The 19,351-nt window shown below is 66.2% G+C and carries 21 protein-coding genes and 1 tRNA gene; 11 read left to right on the top strand and 11 right to left on the bottom strand.

Annotated elements, in window-relative coordinates:
* The first annotated feature begins 3 nt into the window (after positions 1-3).
* Together ACQR1L_RS03180 and ACQR1L_RS03175 are read left to right on the top strand one after the other, a co-directional pair.
* Positions 4-1,110, top strand: coding sequence for a 2'-deoxycytidine 5'-triphosphate deaminase (locus ACQR1L_RS03180; RefSeq protein WP_434856446.1), 1,107 nt, complete (start codon positions 4-6; stop codon positions 1,108-1,110).
* 104 nt (positions 1,111-1,214) lie between these two features.
* Positions 1,215-2,687 (top strand): MATE family efflux transporter, encoded by a 1,473-nt coding sequence (locus ACQR1L_RS03175; RefSeq protein ID WP_434856445.1) that lies wholly within the window; start codon positions 1,215-1,217, stop codon positions 2,685-2,687.
* Here ACQR1L_RS03175 and ACQR1L_RS03170 read toward each other — a convergent pair.
* The 5 genes from ACQR1L_RS03170 to ACQR1L_RS03150 all read right to left on the bottom strand — a co-directional run bounded on the left by ACQR1L_RS03170 (position 2,684) and on the right by ACQR1L_RS03150 (position 5,640).
* On the bottom strand, positions 2,684-3,085 hold the full coding sequence (locus tag ACQR1L_RS03170; protein ID WP_434856444.1) for an SRPBCC family protein: 402 nt from the start codon (positions 3,083-3,085) through the stop codon (positions 2,684-2,686). The genes ACQR1L_RS03175 and ACQR1L_RS03170 overlap by 4 nt on opposite strands.
* A gap of 10 nt (positions 3,086-3,095) precedes the next feature.
* Complete coding sequence (locus ACQR1L_RS03165) at positions 3,096-3,455, bottom strand: VOC family protein (RefSeq protein WP_434856443.1); 360 nt, start codon at positions 3,453-3,455, stop codon at positions 3,096-3,098.
* 52 nt (positions 3,456-3,507) lie between these two features.
* Positions 3,508-4,347, bottom strand: a complete 840-nt coding sequence (locus tag ACQR1L_RS03160) for a helix-turn-helix transcriptional regulator (RefSeq protein ID WP_434856442.1) — start codon at positions 4,345-4,347, stop codon at positions 3,508-3,510.
* 81 nt (positions 4,348-4,428) lie between these two features.
* Positions 4,429-5,013, bottom strand: a complete 585-nt coding sequence (locus tag ACQR1L_RS03155) for a methylated-DNA--[protein]-cysteine S-methyltransferase (protein ID WP_434856573.1) — start codon at positions 5,011-5,013, stop codon at positions 4,429-4,431.
* Positions 5,014-5,241: 228 nt separating this feature from the next.
* Positions 5,242-5,640, bottom strand: coding sequence for an SPW repeat protein (locus tag ACQR1L_RS03150; RefSeq protein WP_434856441.1), 399 nt, complete (start codon positions 5,638-5,640; stop codon positions 5,242-5,244).
* Between the two features lie 210 nt (positions 5,641-5,850).
* Here ACQR1L_RS03150 and ACQR1L_RS03145 point away from each other — a divergent pair.
* A tRNA-Gly gene (locus ACQR1L_RS03145) sits at positions 5,851-5,924 on the top strand.
* Between the two features lie 31 nt (positions 5,925-5,955).
* Here ACQR1L_RS03145 and ACQR1L_RS03140 read toward each other — a convergent pair.
* Together ACQR1L_RS03140 and ACQR1L_RS03135 are read right to left on the bottom strand one after the other, a co-directional pair.
* Positions 5,956-7,803: an AMP-dependent synthetase/ligase gene (locus ACQR1L_RS03140; protein WP_434856440.1), complete on the bottom strand. Its 1,848-nt coding sequence runs from the start codon at positions 7,801-7,803 to the stop codon at positions 5,956-5,958.
* Positions 7,804-7,952: 149 nt separating this feature from the next.
* Positions 7,953-8,318 (bottom strand): nuclear transport factor 2 family protein, encoded by a 366-nt coding sequence (locus tag ACQR1L_RS03135; protein WP_434856439.1) that lies wholly within the window; start codon positions 8,316-8,318, stop codon positions 7,953-7,955.
* Positions 8,319-8,346: 28 nt separating this feature from the next.
* Here ACQR1L_RS03135 and ACQR1L_RS03130 point away from each other — a divergent pair, with 28 nt between their 5' ends.
* The 6 genes from ACQR1L_RS03130 (at position 8,347) to ACQR1L_RS03105 (ending at position 13,870) form a co-directional block, all read left to right on the top strand.
* A complete protein-coding gene (locus tag ACQR1L_RS03130) occupies positions 8,347-8,844 on the top strand; it encodes a hypothetical protein (protein WP_434856438.1) in 498 nt (165 codons plus the stop codon).
* 712 nt (positions 8,845-9,556) lie between these two features.
* Positions 9,557-10,081: a hypothetical protein gene (locus ACQR1L_RS03125; RefSeq protein ID WP_434856437.1), complete on the top strand. Its 525-nt coding sequence runs from the start codon at positions 9,557-9,559 to the stop codon at positions 10,079-10,081.
* A 158-nt stretch (positions 10,082-10,239) separates the two neighbouring features.
* Positions 10,240-10,422: a hypothetical protein gene (locus ACQR1L_RS03120; RefSeq protein ID WP_434856436.1), complete on the top strand. Its 183-nt coding sequence runs from the start codon at positions 10,240-10,242 to the stop codon at positions 10,420-10,422.
* 16 nt (positions 10,423-10,438) lie between these two features.
* The gene (locus ACQR1L_RS03115; RefSeq protein WP_434856435.1) at positions 10,439-11,032 is read left to right on the top strand and encodes an SCO family protein; all 594 of its coding nucleotides are present in this window, start codon (positions 10,439-10,441) and stop codon (positions 11,030-11,032) included.
* A 101-nt stretch (positions 11,033-11,133) separates the two neighbouring features.
* Complete coding sequence (locus tag ACQR1L_RS03110; RefSeq protein ID WP_434856434.1) at positions 11,134-12,042, top strand: transporter substrate-binding domain-containing protein; 909 nt, start codon at positions 11,134-11,136, stop codon at positions 12,040-12,042.
* Positions 12,043-12,223: 181 nt separating this feature from the next.
* Positions 12,224-13,870, top strand: coding sequence for a lysine--tRNA ligase (locus ACQR1L_RS03105; RefSeq protein WP_434856433.1), 1,647 nt, complete (start codon positions 12,224-12,226; stop codon positions 13,868-13,870).
* A gap of 198 nt (positions 13,871-14,068) precedes the next feature.
* Here ACQR1L_RS03105 and ACQR1L_RS03100 read toward each other — a convergent pair whose 3' ends face one another.
* Positions 14,069-14,830 carry a carbonic anhydrase gene (locus ACQR1L_RS03100; RefSeq protein WP_434856432.1) on the bottom strand — a complete coding sequence of 254 codons (762 nt, stop codon included), beginning with the start codon at positions 14,828-14,830 and terminating at the stop codon, positions 14,069-14,071.
* Between the two features lie 283 nt (positions 14,831-15,113).
* Here ACQR1L_RS03100 and ACQR1L_RS03095 point away from each other — a divergent pair, with 283 nt between their 5' ends.
* Positions 15,114-15,458, top strand: a complete 345-nt coding sequence (locus tag ACQR1L_RS03095; RefSeq protein ID WP_434856431.1) for a DUF952 domain-containing protein — start codon at positions 15,114-15,116, stop codon at positions 15,456-15,458.
* Positions 15,455-16,549 (top strand): quinone-dependent dihydroorotate dehydrogenase, encoded by a 1,095-nt coding sequence (locus ACQR1L_RS03090; protein ID WP_434856430.1) that lies wholly within the window; start codon positions 15,455-15,457, stop codon positions 16,547-16,549. Before ACQR1L_RS03095 ends, ACQR1L_RS03090 begins: the two co-directional genes overlap by 4 nt.
* Before the next feature lie 131 nt (positions 16,550-16,680).
* On the opposite strand, the gene ACQR1L_RS03085 is transcribed toward ACQR1L_RS03090, so the two are convergent.
* The 3 genes from ACQR1L_RS03085 to ACQR1L_RS03075 all read right to left on the bottom strand — a co-directional run bounded on the left by ACQR1L_RS03085 (position 16,681) and on the right by ACQR1L_RS03075 (position 19,185).
* Positions 16,681-17,985 carry an MATE family efflux transporter gene (locus ACQR1L_RS03085; protein ID WP_434856572.1) on the bottom strand — a complete coding sequence of 435 codons (1,305 nt, stop codon included), beginning with the start codon at positions 17,983-17,985 and terminating at the stop codon, positions 16,681-16,683.
* 143 nt (positions 17,986-18,128) lie between these two features.
* Positions 18,129-18,863: an MBL fold metallo-hydrolase gene (locus ACQR1L_RS03080; RefSeq protein WP_434856429.1), complete on the bottom strand. Its 735-nt coding sequence runs from the start codon at positions 18,861-18,863 to the stop codon at positions 18,129-18,131.
* Positions 18,864-18,876: 13 nt separating this feature from the next.
* Complete coding sequence (locus ACQR1L_RS03075; protein ID WP_434856428.1) at positions 18,877-19,185, bottom strand: DUF6460 domain-containing protein; 309 nt, start codon at positions 19,183-19,185, stop codon at positions 18,877-18,879.
* Positions 19,186-19,351: the final 166 nt, after the last annotated feature.

Below are 19,351 nucleotides of genomic sequence, written 5' to 3'. Positions count from 1 at the left end.
GTCTTGCCGTTTTCGCTTCCCGCCGACGCCCATGGCATCCTGCCCGACCGCATGATCGTGGCGATGGCCGAGGCTGGCCTGATCATCCCGGAATACGATTTCGTCGAGAGCCAGATCCAGCCGGCGAGCCTCGACCTGCGGCTGGGCGACGTGGCGTATCGGGTGCGGGCGAGCTTCCTGCCGGGGCCGGGCTCCACGGTGGCCGAGCGCATCGACGAGCTGAAGCTGCACGAGATCGCGCTGGCCGATGGCGCGGTGCTGGAGACCAACTGCGTCTACATCGTGCCGCTGCTGGAGAGCCTGGCGCTGCCGAAGGACATCGTCGCCGCCGCCAATCCGAAGAGCTCGACAGGGCGGCTCGACGTGTTCACCCGCGTGATCGCCGACGGCACCCGCCGCTTCGACATGATCGGCGCCGGCTATCACGGTCCGCTCTATGCCGAGATCAGCCCGAAGACGTTTCCCGTCTTGTTGCGCGAGGGCTCCCGCCTCTCCCAGGTCCGCTTCCGCTACCGCGATGCCGTCTTGTCCGAGGATGAGCTCATCGCGCTGCACGAGGCCGAGCGGCTGGTCGATCGCGACGATGCCGATCTCACCGGCGGCGTGGCGCTGTCCGTCGACCTCTCCGGCAGCAATGCCAACGGCTATGTCGGCTACCGCGCCAAGCGCCATACGGGGGTCGTCGATGTCGACCGCCGCGGCGGCTATCCGGTGGAGGAATTCTGGGAGCCGATCAAGGCGCGGCCCGACGGCAGCCTGATCCTCGATCCCGGCGAGTTCTACATTTTGGCCTCCAAGGAAGCCGTGCAGGTGCCGCCGGACTACGCCGCCGAGATGGTGCCGTTCGATCCGCTGGTCGGTGAATTCCGCGTGCACTATGCCGGCTTCTTCGATCCCGGCTTTGGCTATGCCGGCGCCGGCGGGCAGGGCTCCCGCGCCGTGCTCGAGGTGCGCTCGCGCGAGGTGCCGTTCATCCTCGAGCACGGCCAGATCGTTGGCCGGCTCGTCTACGAGAAGATGCTGGCGCGGCCGAACGCGATGTATGGCAGCCGCATCGGCTCCAACTACCAGGCGCAGGGCTTGAAGCTCTCCAAGCACTTCCGCCTGTAGCGCGCTGCGCGCGCACCCCCAATGCATCCGGCGCACGCCGCGATGTGCTAGAGACGACCGATAATTGCGCTGCGACACCAACCGCAGCCACGCGGGGAGCGAACATGTCCGAGATCGGCCTAGCCGACACTCCGGTCGGCGAGGGGCGGCCCGTGCCGCCCGTCAAGCCGTCGCGGAACGCGGTGGCCGACGGGCCGATCCTCAAGACGCTGCTGTCGCTGGCCTGGCCCAACATCATCGCCAACACTGCCGGCACCTGTGTGGTCATCGCCGAGACCTCCTATATCGGCCGCCTCGGCATCGAGGCGCTGGCCGCGATGGCCCTGGTGTTCCCCCTGGTGATCCTGACCATGACGATGTCTGGCGGCGCGATGGGCGGCGGCGTCGCCTCTGCGATCGCGCGCGCGCTCGGCGCCGGCGACACCGACCGCGCCTCCACGCTCGCCTCGCATGCGCTGCTGATCGCACTGTCGTTCGGCGCGACCTTCATGGTCGGCATGCTCGTGTTCGGCCCCGGCCTGCTGGAGACGCTCGGCGGCCGCGGCACGGTGCTGAGCCACGCCGTGGCCTATCTGCAGATCTTCTTCGGCGGCGCCATGCTGCCCTGGCTGATGAACTCGATGGCCGGCATTCTGCGCGGCACCGGCAACATGAAGCTGCCGTCGTTCATGATTTTGAGCTCGGCGCTGCTGCAGATCGTGCTCGGGGGAACGCTGAGCCTGGGCCTCGGCTTGGGCATGCGCGGCGTCGCCGCCGGCGCGCTGCTCGCCTTCAGCGTCAGCATCTCGGTGATGGGCTGGTATCTGTTCTCCGGCCGCGCCCGCGTGAGACCGAAGCTGCGCGGCCTGAAGATCAGCGGCGCGATGTTCGCCGACATCCTCAAGGTCGGTGCGGTCGCTTGCTTCTCGCCGCTGCAATCGGTGCTGTCGATCGCGATCTTCACCCACATGCTGGCAGGCTTCGGCACCGCCGTGCTTGCCGGCTACGGCATCGGTGCCCGGCTCGAATTCATGATGACGACGGTGGCGTTCTCGGTGGGCATGGCGTCGGTGCCGATGGTCGGCATGGCGATCGGCGCCGAGCGTGTCGCGCGTGCTCGTCGCATCGCCTGGACGGCCGGCTTCGTCTCGTTCACGTCAGTCGGCGCGCTCGCCACCTTGATTGCGTTCGTCCCGCAAGTGTGGGTCGATATCTTCACGCAGGATCCGAGCGCGCGCGCCGCCGGCGCGCACTACCTGCACATCGCCGCGCCGATGTATGCGTTCATCGGTCTTGCGATCTCGATGTATTTCTCATCGCAGGGCGCGGCCAAGGTGCTCGGACCGGTGCTCGCGCAGACGGTTCGGCTCGTCTTCATTGCCGTTGGCGGCAGCTATCTGCTGCAGCATGCCGCGACAGAAGGCGAGTTCTTCATGCTGGCGGCGACCTCGATGGTGCTGCTCGGCGTGCTCACACTCGCCAGTGTCATGCTGACCCGTTGGGGACCGAAGCCGGCCACGGTCGAGCTCAGCCCGGCCGTGGTCACGGCCGAGCTTGCTTCCGTTGCGGAGGCTCCGCCGGTGCGGCGCGCGGGCTAGGCGGCGAGCCTCCCCAGCGTGTCCTGCATCGTGCGCGCGCCGATCTCCATCTGCTGCGCGATGTAAGGCCCGATGGCGTGCGGCAGCACGTCGGTAATCCAGATCATTCGGCAGCGAGTTTCGCCGTCCGGGATGATCTGCATCGAGGCGCTGTGCCGGGTCATGCGTGGATCGTCGATCGCATAGACGATGCGCCGCCGCGCATCGTCGCAATCGATGAGTTGCTCGCGCACGACGTTGCCGTTGGCGAAGCTGACGATGCGGACATCGTCCTCGAGCCTGGTATCGACCACGAAGCCGGGCGCCAGCCTGGTATGGACCGCGCCGAAATCGCGCACCACGGCCCACACCGCGTCTGCAGGCAGTGCAATGGAAACATCCTTGTAGATCGATGCCATGACGTTGCTCTCACGGACACACGGCTTCGATGTTGTTGCCGTCGGGATCGAGCAGGAACGCCGCGTAGTAGGTCGGGCTGTAATCCAACCGCGGCCCGGCGCCGCCATTGTCGCTGCCGCCCGCCCTCAGCCCCTCGCTGTGGAATTTTGCGACCGCCGCATGGTCCTTGGCGCGGAAGGCGACATGCGCCGCGCCGCTATGTCCGGTCCTGTCGAGATAGAGCCACAGCGCCGGCTCGCCCTTCGGGCCGATGCCGGCGGAGGTCTCATCCTTCGAGCAGAGAATGTGGCCGAGCGGCGCGAGCGCAGACGTGTAGAACCGCACGCTCGCGTCGAGATCGCTGACCTTCAGGCCGATATGATCGTACATCGATGATCTCCCAAGTGCCGCACGCGGGGCCGCGTGCATTGGGATCATCCAATCAGTGCCGGCTCATCCGTTCTTGGAAAATCTTGCGCTCGCCGCGCGAAGCCTTGCGGAACTTGGCGGGCGAGATGCCGGCGGCGCGCGTGAAGGTGCGGGTGAAGTTGGAGAGATCGGCGAAGCCCGTGTCGTAGGCGATGGTGGTGACCGGGGTGTCCTCCTCGCTCAGACGCCGCGCCGCGCGCCGCAGTCGCGCCCGGATCAGATATTGATGCGGCGTGACGCCGAGCGTCGCCGCGAACAGCCGCAGGAAATGAAACGGACTGACGCCGGCTTCGCGTGCGGCGCCGGCAAGATCGATGGTTTCATGCGCATTGTCGTCGAGCCATAGCGCAGTCTCGACCGCGCGCCGGCGATCGCGCAAGCTCGGCTTGATCGAACGCTTGTGACGGCCGGTGACCGCCGCAACGAAGCGGCCGACAAGGAGATGTCCGACCTCGTCGAGGCCCAGCGTCTGCTCGCGCGCAGCGACAGCCTGTGCGAGTTCGCCGAGCACCATGAGCTCCGGCAGCGGCGGCATCGCGCCCGTCTGCCACGCCTGTCTGTTGCCGCCGATCTCGTCGACGAGCTCGTCAGCAAAAAAGAACGACAGGCACTCGTCGCCGCAGACGTGGTCGTGCGTGCACATGAACTCGTCGCGGGGGTGGCCGACCAGCAGAGCGCCGGTGACGAGTTCGTGGAAGCGGCCGCGGTGATGGCAGCCGAAGCTGCCCTTGCGCACATAGGACAGCGAGTAGCCGCCGAATTGCTCGACATAGGGACGCTCGCCCGGGACCGCTGCGCAGCGGAACTCGGACACGGTGACGTCTCGGCTTTCGAACAGGATCGTCGCGGTCATTCCGCAAATCTAATTCATGGTCCGCAAAAGGCGAGTGGCTTGCTGAAAAGAAGGGGCGCGCGAGCGTTGCGCGCCCCGATCTCAGCGTGCGCGCGACGCAGTGCGCGGCCGTTCCGCGGCCAGCAAGGCGTCGAACAGCGTGAAGCCCGCAGGCGTCTTGGCGCCTTCGAGCGCCAGCAGCCGCCTTTTGGAGATGAGGCCGCTGTTGGGCGACGGCTTGTCCAGGCCATTGCCGATTTCTCGTACGCGATGACAGGGAACGATCAGCACGAACGCATTTTTCGACAGCGCCTGCACGATCGAATGCAGCGCGCCGGGAACGTGCAACTCATTCGCGAGCTCTTCGGCGCTACGCGTCTCTCCACGCGGAATCGCGCGAATGGCGTCATAGACGCGCTGATTGAACGGCGTCACGCCGCCGAGGTCGAGGACGACGTCGGAGAAGTCGACATCCTGCCCGCGCAGCATGGCGCTGATGGTCTTGATCGCAAGTTCAGTATTTGAACACGGGCGCTCCTCCCGTGCTTCGGGAAACTGCCGGAACATGCGCCGGCGCGTCTCGATTTCGCGTGCTTCCGGCAGTTGCACGCCGGTGATTCCCGCATCGCTCCACGCAATGCCGCAACGGCCGAGGGCCGTATCAAAGATCGTATACCCACGCCCCATGACGCCACCCCAACCCCACACCACAAGCATAACATCGTCGCGGTCGCCCGCATCAATTTTGTTAACAGCGTGTTAACAGCGCGGCGCGACCGGGGCGGGGTTTGCCCTGATTTGGGTCATGCTTGTCAAGCGCCGCGTCGTGACGGCCGCAACGGTATCGCGATGGCGGGATGCAACGCAGCGGACCGGCCCTCGAGGTGGAGACGCCATGTCGTTAGATGCGCTCCGTCACCGTGATCGGTCGCCTGCAAAATCAGGATCATGCGCGAGCCACAGTTCGAGCAGGCTCAGGAACGTGACGGCGACGCCGATGATGATGCTGACATGCATCGCCGAGGTGTGCGCAAAGCCGAGCATCCAAGGCGCCGCAATCAGCCAAACGCCCAATGCGACTTTGAGCCACTCCTCCCAATCCGCAAATGCCAGCAGACCGCCGACCGACAGCGCGACGACCGCCGTGCCGACCACTGCGGCATCGATCCGGCCAGCGGCGCGAGCAAAGCCGAACAGCCAGGGCGCGACCGTGAGGAACAGGCCGCATGCGAGTGTGTAGATATCGAGCGCCGAGGGACGCGAGAGAATCGCGAGCGCTGCCGAAGCCGAGGAGGCGCGGTGATGGCTGTTCATGTGGTCAGCTTCCATGGGCCTGACGGCGAGGCGAGGAGGTGCCGCCTGATCAGCACAAGCACCGGCTTTTCGGCCCGTTCCCAGGCCGGCTGCCCCGGGCCGATCACGATTGGGCGAGCCCGCCGCGGCGCCCGCAGATCGCCTCGGTGTCCGGCTCGCGGCAACAAGCCGCTTGGCGAAACGCCTCCTCTCGGCTAAGCATGGACCAGCGCGGGCGTAGTTCAATGGTAGAACGGCAGCTTCCCAAGCTGCATACGAGGGTTCGATTCCCTTCGCCCGCTCCAATCTCGCCCTGGCTTTTTCAGCGTCAACGGCTCATTGCGCTGCCGCCGGCCGCTTCGCGTAGATGGCGTCGATCTCCTTCGCAAACGCTCGCTCGATCGCCGGACGCTTGTTCTTCAACGTCGGTGTGATCAGGCCCTGCTGCACCGTCCACGGCTCCAAGGTCCAGTGCACCGCCTTTGGCGTCGCGTAGGACGGATAGGCCTTTACGGTGCGAGCGATGTGGCGCAGCAGCGAAGCGGCTTCAGCCTCGGGGCCGCGCTGCCCGTGCGCGGCTAATCTGGCCTGCTGCTCGGCCCAGCCCTTGGCGTTGAGCACGACGATCGCCGTCAGGAACGGCCGGTTCTCGCCGATCACGATGGCCTGCTCGAACAGCGGATCGGTCAGGATCGCGGTTTCGAGATCGGCCGGTGCGATCTTCTCGCCGGTGGAGGTCACCAGGATGTCCTTGATCCGCCCGGTGATGGTGATGCGGCCGTCGTCGATGCGGGCCTGGTCGCCGGTGTGCAGCCAGCCGTCGGCCTCCTTGACGCGCGCGGTCTCTTCCGGCTTGTGCCAGTAGCCGAGCATCACGCTCGGTCCGCGCACCATCAACTCGTCATTGGCGCCGATGCGGACCTCGACGCCGGGCAGGGCACGGCCGACCGTGCGCGGGTCATTGTCATCAGGCGTGTTGACGCTGACGACCGGCGAGGTCTCGGTCATGCCGTAGCCCTGCAGCACCTCGAGCCCGAGTGACAGGAACAGACGGACCACCGGCTCGGCGATCGGCGCGCCGCCGCTGACCGCGACCTTCAGCCGCCCGCCGAACCGCGCCAGCACCTTTTGCGCGACGAGGCGCTGCAGCAGCGGCCAGGCGGGGCGGTCGAACGTGGAGAGAGGCGTGCCGCGCCCGTGCTGCGCATCGAAGCGGCGGCCGCCGATCGCGATCGTCAGGTCGACCAGTGCGCGTTCGAGCGGATTGGCCATGGCGCGGTGATGCATCACCAGCGAATAGATCCGCTCATAGATGCGGGGAACGGAGACGAGGATCGTCGGGCGCACCTGGACGAGATCGTCCGACAGCTGCTTCACCGAGCGCGCATAGGCGACGCAGGCGCCGATCGCGATCGGGTAGTAATAGCCGGCTGTCCGTTCGAACGTATGCGACAGCGGCAGGAATGACAGGAATAAATCGTCGATGCCGGCCGTGAGCCGCTGGTGGATGGCCTTCACGTTGGCGACGACGTTGCCGTGCGACAGCATCACGCCTTTCGGCCGGCCGGTGGTGCCGGAGGTGTAGACGATGGCGGCGAGGTCGTGCGGCGCGACCGTGACCGGGGCCTCGGGTGGTGCCGCGTCGGCTGCGCCCAGCCACGCCTCCAGCGATACGAGGCGATCGTCGGCGGAGCGGGCGGGACCATGATGGTTCGGTCCGGCGGAGATGATGCGCTTGAGCTCGGGAAGGGCCTGGCCGACCGCGGCAATCTCATCCCAGCGCTCGTCCGAATCGACCAGCAGCAGCCGCGCGGCGGAATCCGCGAGGATGTAGGCGATGCTGTCGGCATTGTCGACGGCGTGCATCGGGACCGGCACCAGCCCCCGCGCAAGCGTCGCCTGATCCATCGCGAGATGCGCGAGGCCGTTCGGCATCAGGATCGCGATGCGTTCGCCCGGGGCCAGGTCTTCCGCCGCGAGGGCGCGTCGCCAGCGCGCAACGACGGCATCGATCTCGCGCCAGGAGAAGCGCGTCCATCGGCCGGTATCCGGGTCGCAGTGACGATAGGCGTCGTGGTCGGGACTCTGCGCGACGCGCCAGCGCCACAACTCGGGCAAGGTCGCAATGGCAGCCAGCGGGCCGGCCGCCATTGCGGGATCATCGATGGGACTTGATTGCTGCACGCCTGTCTCCGGCGATCCTGAATGCGTCGCGCCGGCAGCGTCTTGCCGGCACGGTTCAGGGTCGACGTTGACGTAGCGCAATCACACGGCGCTTGCTCTGCCACGGCGACATGGGAGCCCCGGTGCAGGCGGCAGGCTGCGTGGAGGCGTCAGGCGGCTGGCGGCACCTTGTCGAGAAATCCGGTCACGCGCCGGATGCGGCCGCCGGCCAGTTCGACGTAATCGGTCCCTTCGATCGGAGCTTCGGCATCGTCGGGGCCGAGCGACCAGGAGAAGCGGACGTGGTCGCCGTGGCCATCGGGGGTGCCGCGCAGGCGAAAGCGAAAGTCGGGAAAGCGCTGCTGGACGCCGGTCACGAGGGCGTCGATTCCGTCATGGCCGTCACCGCGCATCAGCGGGTCGGCATAGCTGGCCTCGGTGCTCCAGTGCCGTGCGAGCAGGGCTTGGCGTTGCGCGGCATCGCGCGCGTTCCACAGTGCAATGTAACCGTCGGCGACGATCTGAGTGTCGGTCATCGGTGCTCTCCATGTTGTGAACGATGGCATGCCGATGATCGCGCCGTTCGCGCGACGAATCGATTACGTCCAACGTCAACTCAACCCTCATGACCAAACTGTAAGTTGCCGCCCGTCGGCGCGAGACCTAGGTCTTTGCGCGGAGGCGGTGCGGGGAATGCGTCTCATGTTGTCCGACACTTGGAAGCTGATTGCCGTTGCGATCTGCCTGGTGCTGTTCACGGCGGATACCGTGCTCAAGCCGCAGGACAAGCCCAATCGCATGGTGTTCTTCGAGCTGCATCGGGGCGAAAGCCCGTCGATGATCGGCATGATGCGCGACGATCTGCTCAAGCTGCCCGGCCGCGGCGCCAGTCGCATCCGCAACGCGCTCGCGCGCGGCGAGACGTTAACGGTCTGGCAATATGAATTAAGAAAAACTGAAGACGGCCGCTATCAGGAAGTGCCGTCGCGCCAGATCGAGCTCGGCGCGGCCGATGCGCCGCTCGTCACGTTCGGTGCAAGCGTTCGCCTGCCCGACGGTTAGTTCGACCCCACGCTCCGACGAGAGCCGCCTACGCCGACGTCCTTCGTTTGAACGCGCGATCCGAGCAGGACGGTCGGCTCCGGCGGCCGATCCGCGTGCGCGCGGCCTGCGGTGGTCCGTGGCGCGAATGTGGCGAAATCGCCATAAAACCTCTGATTGCATCAGCGCAGTGCAACCCTGACCCGAGGCTGTCGCGCGCCGCAGATCATCTGCAAGCATCGTCCGTCATCCATGTGCAACGCCGTGTGCGCAAGGTGACCGAACACCGCCGCCTTGCGTATCGTCGTGCCGTGCTTGCGCGGCTTCCGCGCGGCCCGTGATTCTGCGGGGATTTTGCGCCGCCGTGGCGCGAATGCCGTCGTGCCCGGCGAATCACGCCGAGCCTTCGCCAAGCTCGTGGCGCGGCTGCCATGTCCGGAACCAGGGTTGGACCGGTTTCGCGTGATCGCGACTCATTGGTGCAGCGGGCCTGCAACACTCGCGCTGAATTTGGCGTCGGTCGCTGCGCTCTCCTGGACAAAAACACGATCTCGAAACACGCTGCATTTGCGATTTGGATTTGGCCTTCGCGTTCCGGTTCTGCGGATGGGCTCGTGATTGCAAAGGTCCGCCGCAGTCCAAGTATCGCAAGGCGTGCATCACAAGACGTGCATCACACGAAGTGTACCAAAGTCGGTCAGATCGGTTTCGCCGGGTTGAACTGGGGCTCGACATGAAATTCTGGACGGGGTTGCTCGCGGTCGTTCTCTTGCTGTCGGGGGTCAGTGCGAGCCAGGCCGTGGTCCGCATTGCCGATGACCGCGGCGGTCGGATCGGGACCTATGTCGACAAATACCAGGGCCTGCGGTCGTCCGGTGAGTATGTGATCATCGACGGGCTGTGCGCGTCCGCCTGCACGATCGTTCTCGGCGCCATTCCCCACGACAAGATCTGCGTCACCTCGCACGCCAATCTCGGCTTCCACGCCGCCTGGGATTTCGGCACCAACGGCCGGGCCGTCACCAATCCGGAGGCGACCCAGATGCTGTACTCGATGTACCCGTCGCAGATCCGCCGCTGGATCACCCAGCGCGGCGGCCTGACCCCCCGGATGATCTTCCTGAAGGGTAAGGAGCTGCAGGCGATGTACAAGCCCTGCTACATGGACGCCCAGGCCGCTTCACCGCCCAATCCTCAGGTCGCGCCCAACGCTCCGGCGATGTCGCCGGGAGCCGCCAAGGCGTCTGCTTCGCATTAGGACGTCTGCTTCGCATTGACGTGTACCGCGCTCCGCCCGGAGCGCATGATCCGCGGTCGGGCAAGCCGCGCTTGCCTCAGCCGTCCGCGGGGCTTATCTCAGGCGTTACGGGGTGGGATGGGCCGTTCGGCCGGCGCCCGCCGGGTGAGTACGCCATCATGCAGCCTCTTTCCGCGCCGCAAGAGATACCGGCCGCAACGGTCGCGCGCCGTCCTGTCGCGGCCATCGCGGCTGTCGTCGCGGCACTGGGGCTCGCTGCCGGCGCGGCGATCCTCTGGCTGCAGTACGGGACCGCGGTCTTCTTCGACATGATCGCCGCCGGCTGGCAGGCCTGCTTCTGAGAGAAGGAACCTTGGCATGAAGTCCAATGTCACCCGTCCGCTGGTGATCATCGGCGCCTTCGCCGCCAGCCTGGTGGTTGGGCTGTCGCTGATGTTCCTGCTCATGGGCGGCGGCCGCAACATCGCAGCCCCTGCCGCGATCGGCGGACCGTTCCAACTGACCGACCAGAGCGGGGCCACGGTCACCGAGAAGAGCCTGCAAGGCCGGCCGACACTGATCTTCTTCGGCTTTACCCATTGCCCGGACGTCTGTCCGACGTCGCTGTTCGAGATCTCCGAGGTGCTGCGCGCGATGGGCAAGGATGCCGATGCCGTGAACGCCTACTTCATCTCCGTCGATCCAGAGCGCGACAATCCGGCGACGATGAAGGAATACCTCTCGAGCTTCGACCCCCACCTCAAGGGGCTGACCGGAGATCCAGAGGTTCTGGCCAAGGTGCTGACCGAGTACCGCGTCTATGCCAAGAAGGTCCCGCTGAAGGATGGCGACTACACCATGGACCATACCGCGCTGGTCTATCTGATGGACCGCAACGGCCGGTTCGTTGCGCCGTTCAACCTGAAACGGACCCCCGAGGAAGCGGCGGCGGATCTGAAGAAATACCTCTGAGCGGCGTTAACGCTCCGGTCGCGCGGCCGCGCCTGACCGGAATCCAGCCTCGAATTCGCGCCTGGATGGTCTATAAGGCGCGTTGACCCTCGGGACCGCTGATGCCGACCGTCTTGTCACGACCCTCGACCTCCGTTTCGCGCACCGGCGCCGTCGTCGCCGCGGCGTTGCTCTGCCTTGGCCTGGGCGCCGCCGGCTCGGACGCCCATGCGCAGGCACCGGTCCGGCCCGCCGTCGAAGCGGCGCCGCAGGCCGTGCCGGGATTCTGGGATCCGCGCCGCCGGCCGGAGCGGCCGGAGCTGTCACGCCTCACCGTGATCCGCTTCCTCACCGAGACCGACTATCCGCCGTTCAACTTCACCGGCCCGGACGGCAACCCAGCCGGCTTCAACGTCGATCTCGCTCGCGCGATCTGCGACGAGATCAAGGTCACCTGCACCATCCAGATGCGCCGCTTCGAGACCCTGCTCGACGCGCTGTCCTCCAATCGCGGCGATGCGATCATCGCCTCGATCGCGGTGACGCCGCAGATGCGGGCGCGGGCCGATTTCTCCGATCCGTATTACCGGGCGCCGGCGCGCTTCGTGTCCCGTCGCGACGCCGTGATGACCGAGATCCGCCCCGAGTTCCTTGAGGGCAAGAAGATCGGGGCCGTCGCCGGCTCCGCGCATGAGGCCTACCTCAAGGCGATGTTCACCGACGCCGAGATCAAGACCTATCCGAACGACGAGGCGCTGCGGCAGGCGCTGCGCCGCTCCGAGGTCGACCTGATCTTCGGCGACGGCATCTCGCTGGCGTTCTGGGTCAACGGCACTGATTCCGGCGATTGCTGCGCCTTTTCCGGTGGACCTTTCGTCGAAAGCCGCTATTTCGGCGAGGGCGTCGGCATTGCCGTGCGCAAGGGCAACGACCTCCTGCGCCAGGCCTTGAACTGGGCGCTGTTCCGGGTCTGGGAAAAAGGCCGCTACACCGACCTGTGGCTGCGCTATTTCTCGATCAGCCCGTTCTAGAGTTAAACCTGCCGGTGGATACGGCGCATCGCGCCGAACCCACCATCGCTGCGCATCCACCGTCATTGCGAGGAGCGGAGCGACGAAGCAATCCAGAGCCGCGTGTGAGACACTGGATCGCTTCGCTTCGCTCGCGATGACGCCTAGTGTTAATTCTGCTGCTTTGAACCGGTACTGTCAGATGTCCACGATCGATCTCGCCCTTCCCAGCCCGAGCGACCTGCGTGCGCTCGCCGAGAACTCCAACGCCTGGCCGTTCGAGCAGGCGAAGGCGATCGTGAACCGGCTGAAAAAGACTCCGAAGGACGAGGTGCTGTTCGAGACCGGCTATGGCCCCTCCGGCCTGCCGCATATCGGCACCTTCGGCGAGGTCGCGCGCACCACCATGGTGCGCCACGCCTTCCGCGTGCTCACCGAGGACAAGATCAAGACCCGGCTCATCGCGTTCTCCGACGACATGGACGGCCTGCGCAAGGTGCCGGACAACGTGCCGAACAAGGAGATGCTTGCCTCGCATCTCGGCAAGCCGCTGTCGCGCATCCCCGATCCGTTCTCGAACGAATATCCGTCCTTCGCCGCGCACAACAACGCCCGGCTGCGCGCCTTCCTCGACAAGTTTGGCTTCGAATACGAGTTCGCCTCCTCGACCGACTACTACACCTCGGGCAAGTTCGATGCGGCGCTGCTGCGCATGCTGGAGCGGCTGGAGAAGGTGATGGCGATCATGCTGCCGTCGTTGCGCGAGGAGCGCGCGGCAAGCTATTCGCCGTTCCTGCCCATCTGCCCGCGCACCGGCCTCGTGCTGTATGTGCCGATCGTCGAGCACGACGCCAAGGCCGGAACGATCTCCTATGACGATCCGGAGACCAAGGAGCGCATGACCGTTCCGGTCACCGGCGGCCATTGCAAGCTGCAATGGAAGCCGGACTGGGCGATGCGCTGGCATGCGCTCGGCGTCGACTATGAAATGGCCGGCAAGGACCTGATCGATTCGGTGAAGCTGTCGGGCAAGATCTGCGCGGCGCTCGGCGGCACGCCGCCGGAGGGCTTCAACTACGAGCTGTTCCTCGACGAGAAGGGCCAGAAGATCTCGAAGTCGAAGGGCAACGGCCTGACCATCGACGAGTGGCTGCGCTACGCCTCGCCGGAATCGCTGTCGCTGTTCATGTATCGCGAGCCCAAGGCGGCGAAGCGGCTGTATTTCGACGTCATCCCGCGCAATGTCGACGACTACCAGCAGTTCCTCGAGGGCTTCCCGAAGCAGGACGCCAAGCAGCAGCTCGGCAATCCCGTCTGGCACATCCATTCCGGGACGCCGCCGAAGGCCGACATGCCGGTGACGTTCCAGCTGCTGCTGACCTTGGTGTCGTCGTCGAATGCCGAAAACGCCGAAACGCTGTGGGGCTTCATCGGCCGCTACCGTCCGGGAGTGACGCCGCAGACCCATCCCAAGCTCGACGCGATGGTCGGCTACGCCATCAACTACTATCGCGACTTCGTGGCACCGACCAAGACGTTCCGCGAGCCGACCGAGGGCGAGCGTGTGGCGCTGCAGGATTTGCGCGACGCGTTGTCGAACCTGCCCGCTGAGGCGACGGCGGAGGAGATCCAGAACGTGGTCTACGAGATCGGCCGCCGCGAGCCGTTCCTCGATCACGCCAAGAAGGGCAAGGATGGCCGGCCCGGCGTCTCGCTGGACTGGTTCAACATGCTCTACCAGGTGCTGCTCGGCCAGGAGAAGGGCCCGCGCTTCGGTTCCTTCGTCGCGGTCTACGGCATCAACAACGCGGTGGCGATGATCGACGGCGCGCTGGCGCGCTCGGCGTGAGAGCCACGCTGCTCGCCACACAAACGGTGTCGTCCCGGCCTTGAGCCGGGACCCATAACCACCGGCTTGAGTTTGGCGGAGAATCTCCGCCTCCTTCTAATCCAATCAGCATCCCGCGGTATGGGTCCCGGCTCGGAGGCCGGGACGACAGCGGAATGCGGGGGCTGCCTCACCTCGAAGCAGCCGTAGCAGATCGACCTACACCCCCTGCAGCACGAAGCGGCGGTCGAGCTTCTGCACCGGGCGGGCGTTCATCGGATACAGCTTCGCGAACTTCGCCACATCGGCTTCGGCGACCTGGATCGGTTCGGCCAGCAGCAGCCATTCGACGACCTCCGAGCAGGGCGGCGTCGTCAGCGAGCCGGCGTAGCGATAGTGGATGCGGCGGTTGGGCAGCATCATGTTGGGATTGATGCGCGGATCGGCCTTGACCGCGGGGCCTTCCTTCTCCGGCATCGTCGCCACGATGTGAGAGAATGCAGGATTCGGGCGGCCGGTGGTCATCAGCACGCCGAGCACGGCGAGTCCGCCGGAGGCGGCGCGGTGCACGAAATGTGCCTCCATCGGAAAATTCTTGCCGCCGATATGATGCTCGCTCGGCCGGTGGAAGTGCACCTGCAGGAGCTTGTAGGTGGTGCCGCCGAGCTTCAGCGTGCCGCTGCCGTCGGCGAAGTTGAGCTGGATGGTATGGCCGTTGTTGACGATGGTGTCGGCGGTGTTGGCCCAGGACAGCTTGAAGTCCGGCAGCCGCGCCCTGGTCGGGTTCTCGATGTCGATCGGCGATTGCTGCGTGCCGACGCTGCAGACCTTGTTGGCGGCGTCGAGATCGCCCCATTTGGCGGGGCCGGTCGCGCCCTCATAGCTCCAATGCGGCGCGCCTTCGGCGGCGAAGCCAGGCTGGGCGCAGACCGGGCATAGAGCGAGCCCGGCGAGAGCCTTCAAAGCGTTGCGGCGGTTCATGGAAATCTCCAAAGCTAAGCTGTGATGCAGGCAATCGGTGCGGCCCGTCAGGGCCTCGGCGCGACGGCGAATCGCACCGGCTGAAGAGAGCCGAATCGGGTTAATCCTTACTGAGGAACCGTCCTACATCCAGGCTTATCCGTGTTGCCACGGGGACAACTTATGCGGGCCGTGGCCGGCGACCGCGGGACAATCGATGCTTGAGTTCGAAGGTGCCTGCCGATACGGTCGGCCGCATCCCGAAAACCGCAGCAAACTCAAGATCAAGCCAGGACGCGTCAACGTGCCCAAAATCTACAAAATCTGCTCAGCTTCGGCCTGGCGCGAGGCAGAGCGGCAGGGTGTCTATCGCGGCAGTGCCGACGATCTGCGCGACGGTTTCATCCATTTTTCGACCGCGTCGCAGGTCCCGGAGACCGCCCGCAAGCACTTTTTCGGGCAGAGCGCGCTGTTCCTGGTCGAGGTCGAAGCGGATGTGCTCGGCCCCGGCTTGCGCTGGGAGCGCTCGCGCAATGACGAATTGTTCCCGCATCTTTATGGCGAGCTCGACGTCGGCGCCGTGACCGCCGTTCACCAGATGCACAGCCGTGCCGACGGCGGCCACGACATCCCGGAACTTCAGCCGTGATCCGCGCCTTCGACCAGCTCTCGCTGCCGCTGCTCCGCTGGCTCGACGCCGAGGATGCGCACCGGCTCGCCATCCAGGGCCTGAAGCTGCTGCCGGCGATCAAGCCGCGGCCGGATGATGCCAAGCTGGCGGTGCGCGCCTTCGGGCTCAACTTCCCGAATCCAGTCGGCATGGCCGCGGGCTTCGACAAGAATGCCGAGGTGCCCGACGCGCTGCTGCGGCTCGGCTTCGGCTTCGTCGAGATCGGCTCGGTCACCCCGCGGCCGCAAAGCGGCAATCCGCGGCCGCGGCTGTTCCGGCTGGAGCGCGACGAGGCGGTGATCAACCGCATGGGCTTCAACAATGACGGTGCCGAAGCCGTGCTGCGCCGGCTGGCCGGCCGCGCCAGCCAGGGCGGCATCGTCGGCGTCAATGTCGGGGCGAACAAGGATTCCACCGACCGCGTCGCCGACTATGTCCGGCTGATCGAGACCTTCGCGCCGGTGGCGAGCTATTTCACCGTCAACATCTCCTCGCCGAACACGCCGGGCCTGCGCAACCTGCAGCAGGCCTCGCAGCTCGACGAGCTGCTGTCCAAGGTGCTGGAGGCCCGCGACCGCGTCCGCCGCAAGGCCGGCGACACCCCGGTGCTGCTCAAGATCGCGCCCGATCTCAGCCTCGCCGAGCTCGACGATGTCGTTCACGTCGCGCGCTCGCGCGGCGTCGACGGCATGATCGTGTCGAACACGACGCTCGCCCGGCCGAACTCCTTGCGCGAGCAGCTGCGCGCCAAGGAGCAGGGCGGTCTCTCCGGCCGGCCGCTGTTCCGGCTGTCGACCCGCATGGTCGCGGAAACCTTCGTCCGCGTCGAGGGTGCCTTCCCGCTGATCGGCGTCGGCGGCATCGACACCGGCGGCGCCGCGCTGACCAAGATCCGCGCCGGCGCCAGCCTGATCCAGCTCTACTCCTCACTGGTCTACAAGGGTCTCGGCCTGGTCGAGAGCATCAAGGCGGATTTGACATCGACGTTGCTGCGGACGGGGCGAGATTCGCTGTCGGAGATCGTCGGCGCCGATGCCGCGACGATCACGGCGGAGGACTGGCCGGTTTAGTGCAGCCGAGCTGTCGCCTCACCGACCGCTGTCATCCCCGCGCAGGCGGGGATCCAGTACGCCGCGGCGGCTGTCGTTGAATCGAGACGGCACGGCGTACTGGATCATCCGCCTTCGCGGATGATGACAGCTCATATTGTCGGACGAGCTGGGCTCTTCCCGAACGACATCCTCAACAGCGCCGGATAGCGTGCCGCCTGGAAGCCGCCGCGCGCCGCGTAGAAGCTCAGCATCGCGATCCACAATCCCGTGTTGCCGAAGCCGCGCAGCGCGAGCCAGGTGCCGAAGAACACGATCAGCGCCGCGATCATGAGGTTGCGCATGTCGCGTGCCCAGGTCGCGCCGATATAGACGCCGTCGAACGCGAAGGCGAACACCGACAGCAGCGGCGACGCCACGACATAGGGCAGATAGTCGCGCGCGGCGCTGCGCACGGCGTCGCTCGACGTCATCACGTCGATCAGCACGGGTCCGAACAGCACGAAGATGACGGCCACCGCGAGCGCGAAGCCGAAGCCCCAGGCCAGCACCAGCCGCGTGGCGCCGGCGAAGGCGCCGCGGTTGCGCGCACCATAGGCATGGCCGCAAAGCTGCTCGGCGGCGTTGGCGAGGCCGTCGAGGAAGAACGCCGCCACCAGCAGGAAATTGTTCAGCACCGCGTTGGCGGCGAGCGTGGTGTCGCCGGCGCGCGCGCCCTGCGAGGTGAAGAACAGGAAGGCCACGATCATCGCCGCGGTGCGGATCATGATGTCGCGATTGACCGCCATCATGTGCATCAGCTTGGCGCGGTCGAGCAGCGACGGCAGCGACAGTCCGCTCGCCGTCGAAGCCAATCGCCGCGCCAGCACGAGGCCGATCACGACGCCGACGGCCTCGGCGATGACGGCGGCGATCGCGGCACCGGCGATGCCGGCCTCCCACACCTGCACCAGCAGGATGGTGGCGGCCATGTTGATCAGGTTGATCGCGACCTGGACACCGAGCGCCAGACGCGCGCGCGCCAGTCCGACCAGCCAGCCGAGCAGCACGTAGTTGGCGAGCGCGAGCGGCGCCGACCAGATCCGGACCACGAAATAGATTCGGGCGGCGCCGAGAACGGCGTCGCTACCGCCCATGATGTCGAAGATGATTGCGGCGAGCGGCACCTGCAGCATGATCAGTCCGAGGCCAATCACCGCGGCCAGTGCCAGGCCGCGAATCAGCACCATCAGGATCTCGTCCCGTTCGCCGGCGCCGAGCGACTGCGCGGTGAAGGCCAGCGTGCTGGCGCGCAGAAAGGCGAACAGCCAGAACAGGCAATCGAAGATCACCGAGGCCATCGCGACGCCGCCGAGCATCGCGGCCTCGCCGAGCCGGCCGATCGCCGTGGTCGAGACGATGCCGATCAGCGGCGTCGTCAAATTGGCGATCATCGCGGGGCCTGCGATGTCGAACACCTGCGCGCTGGTGACGGTCGATCGGTGGGGCGCGGGAGAATGCAACGGAATGCTCGCTCACCATGCCGGCCCATCCGCCGCGCTGCTGCGGCGGATTTCAGCCCTGGTCTGTGCTGAGCATAGTCGCTGCGCCCGGTATGAAGCTATAGATCAATCGTCATACCGTCATGCGCCGCCGTGTGAGTGAGGCTCGCCACCCGCCGCAGCATGTCGTCGCTCATATGGGTGAGCACCAGCCGTTTCGGCCTGATCTCCGCGAGATGCGCCTCCAGTGCCGCGAGGCTGAGATGGTTCTTCACGGGTTTGTCGAACGTATAGGCCTCGGCGATGAGCAGGTCGGCGTCGCGGCCGAGCGGGACCAGGCTGTCCGTCCATTCGGTGTCGGCCGTGTAGGCGACGATCCGGCCTTCCGCCTCGACGCGGTAGCCGAGAAACGGACCGCCGGAGTTGCCGTGCACGACCGCGAACGGCGTCACGCCGACCTCGCCGAACCGCACGGGCTGCCCGGGCGCCAGCTCGATCACCGACAGCTCGAACTTGCGCGGCGTGCGCGACGAATGCTCGAACATCGTTTCCATCGCCTGCGTCAGCCGTGTCGCGATGCCGGCAGGGCCTGCGATCACCAGCGGCTGCATCCGCCGCGAGAACTGCGCGTCGAGCAGCAGGAAGGGCAGACCGGCGAAATGATCGCCGTGGAAATGCGTGATCAGGATCAGCCCGACATCGTTGCAGGCGATGCCGAGCCGCTTCAGTGCCGGCAGCGCCGAGGCACCGCAATCGATCAGCAGGTCGGTCGCCGCGCCCGTCAGATGGAAGCAGGTGTTGGACCTGCCGCCCGAGCCGAACGCGTCCCCGCAGCCGACGAAGCGAAGTTGCATCGGCTGCGTCCGCTCACCGTCCGCGCGGCGCGAAAATGCGCGACAGGAACCAGATCGGGATCACGATCACGGCGCCGAGCAGGAAGTAGCGCCACAGCCAGTTGAAGGCGTCGAAGCCGAGCTCGTAGAGCCGGATGAACAGCAACTGGATGCTATGCAGAATGTTGAGCGGATCGAAGCCGATCGCCGACAGCACCACGCCGACCAGGATCGACAGCAGCACCAGCCGGAACGCCACCCCCACGGGAGAGCCGCCGAGAAACCGATACAGGCCATCCGAGCTGCGGGCGCGGCCGGGATAATCCCTGATGTCGTTCGACATGTCATCGTCTCCAAGCCAGTGCGAAGGCCGGGTCACCGGCGGATTCGTGCCCGATCATAAAGCACGGCAGGGCAGGTGGGGAACTGGTCTCAGCGGCGCAAGCCGCTTACCGGCATTTAATGTTCAGCGCTATGATCTTCGCCACGATGGTCGTGGTTTAAAAGAT

Source organism: Bradyrhizobium sp. HKCCYLR20261, from assembly GCF_051168435.1.
Lineage (GTDB): Bacteria > Pseudomonadota > Alphaproteobacteria > Rhizobiales > Xanthobacteraceae > Bradyrhizobium.
This window is presented reverse-complemented; position numbering and strand designations above follow the sequence as displayed.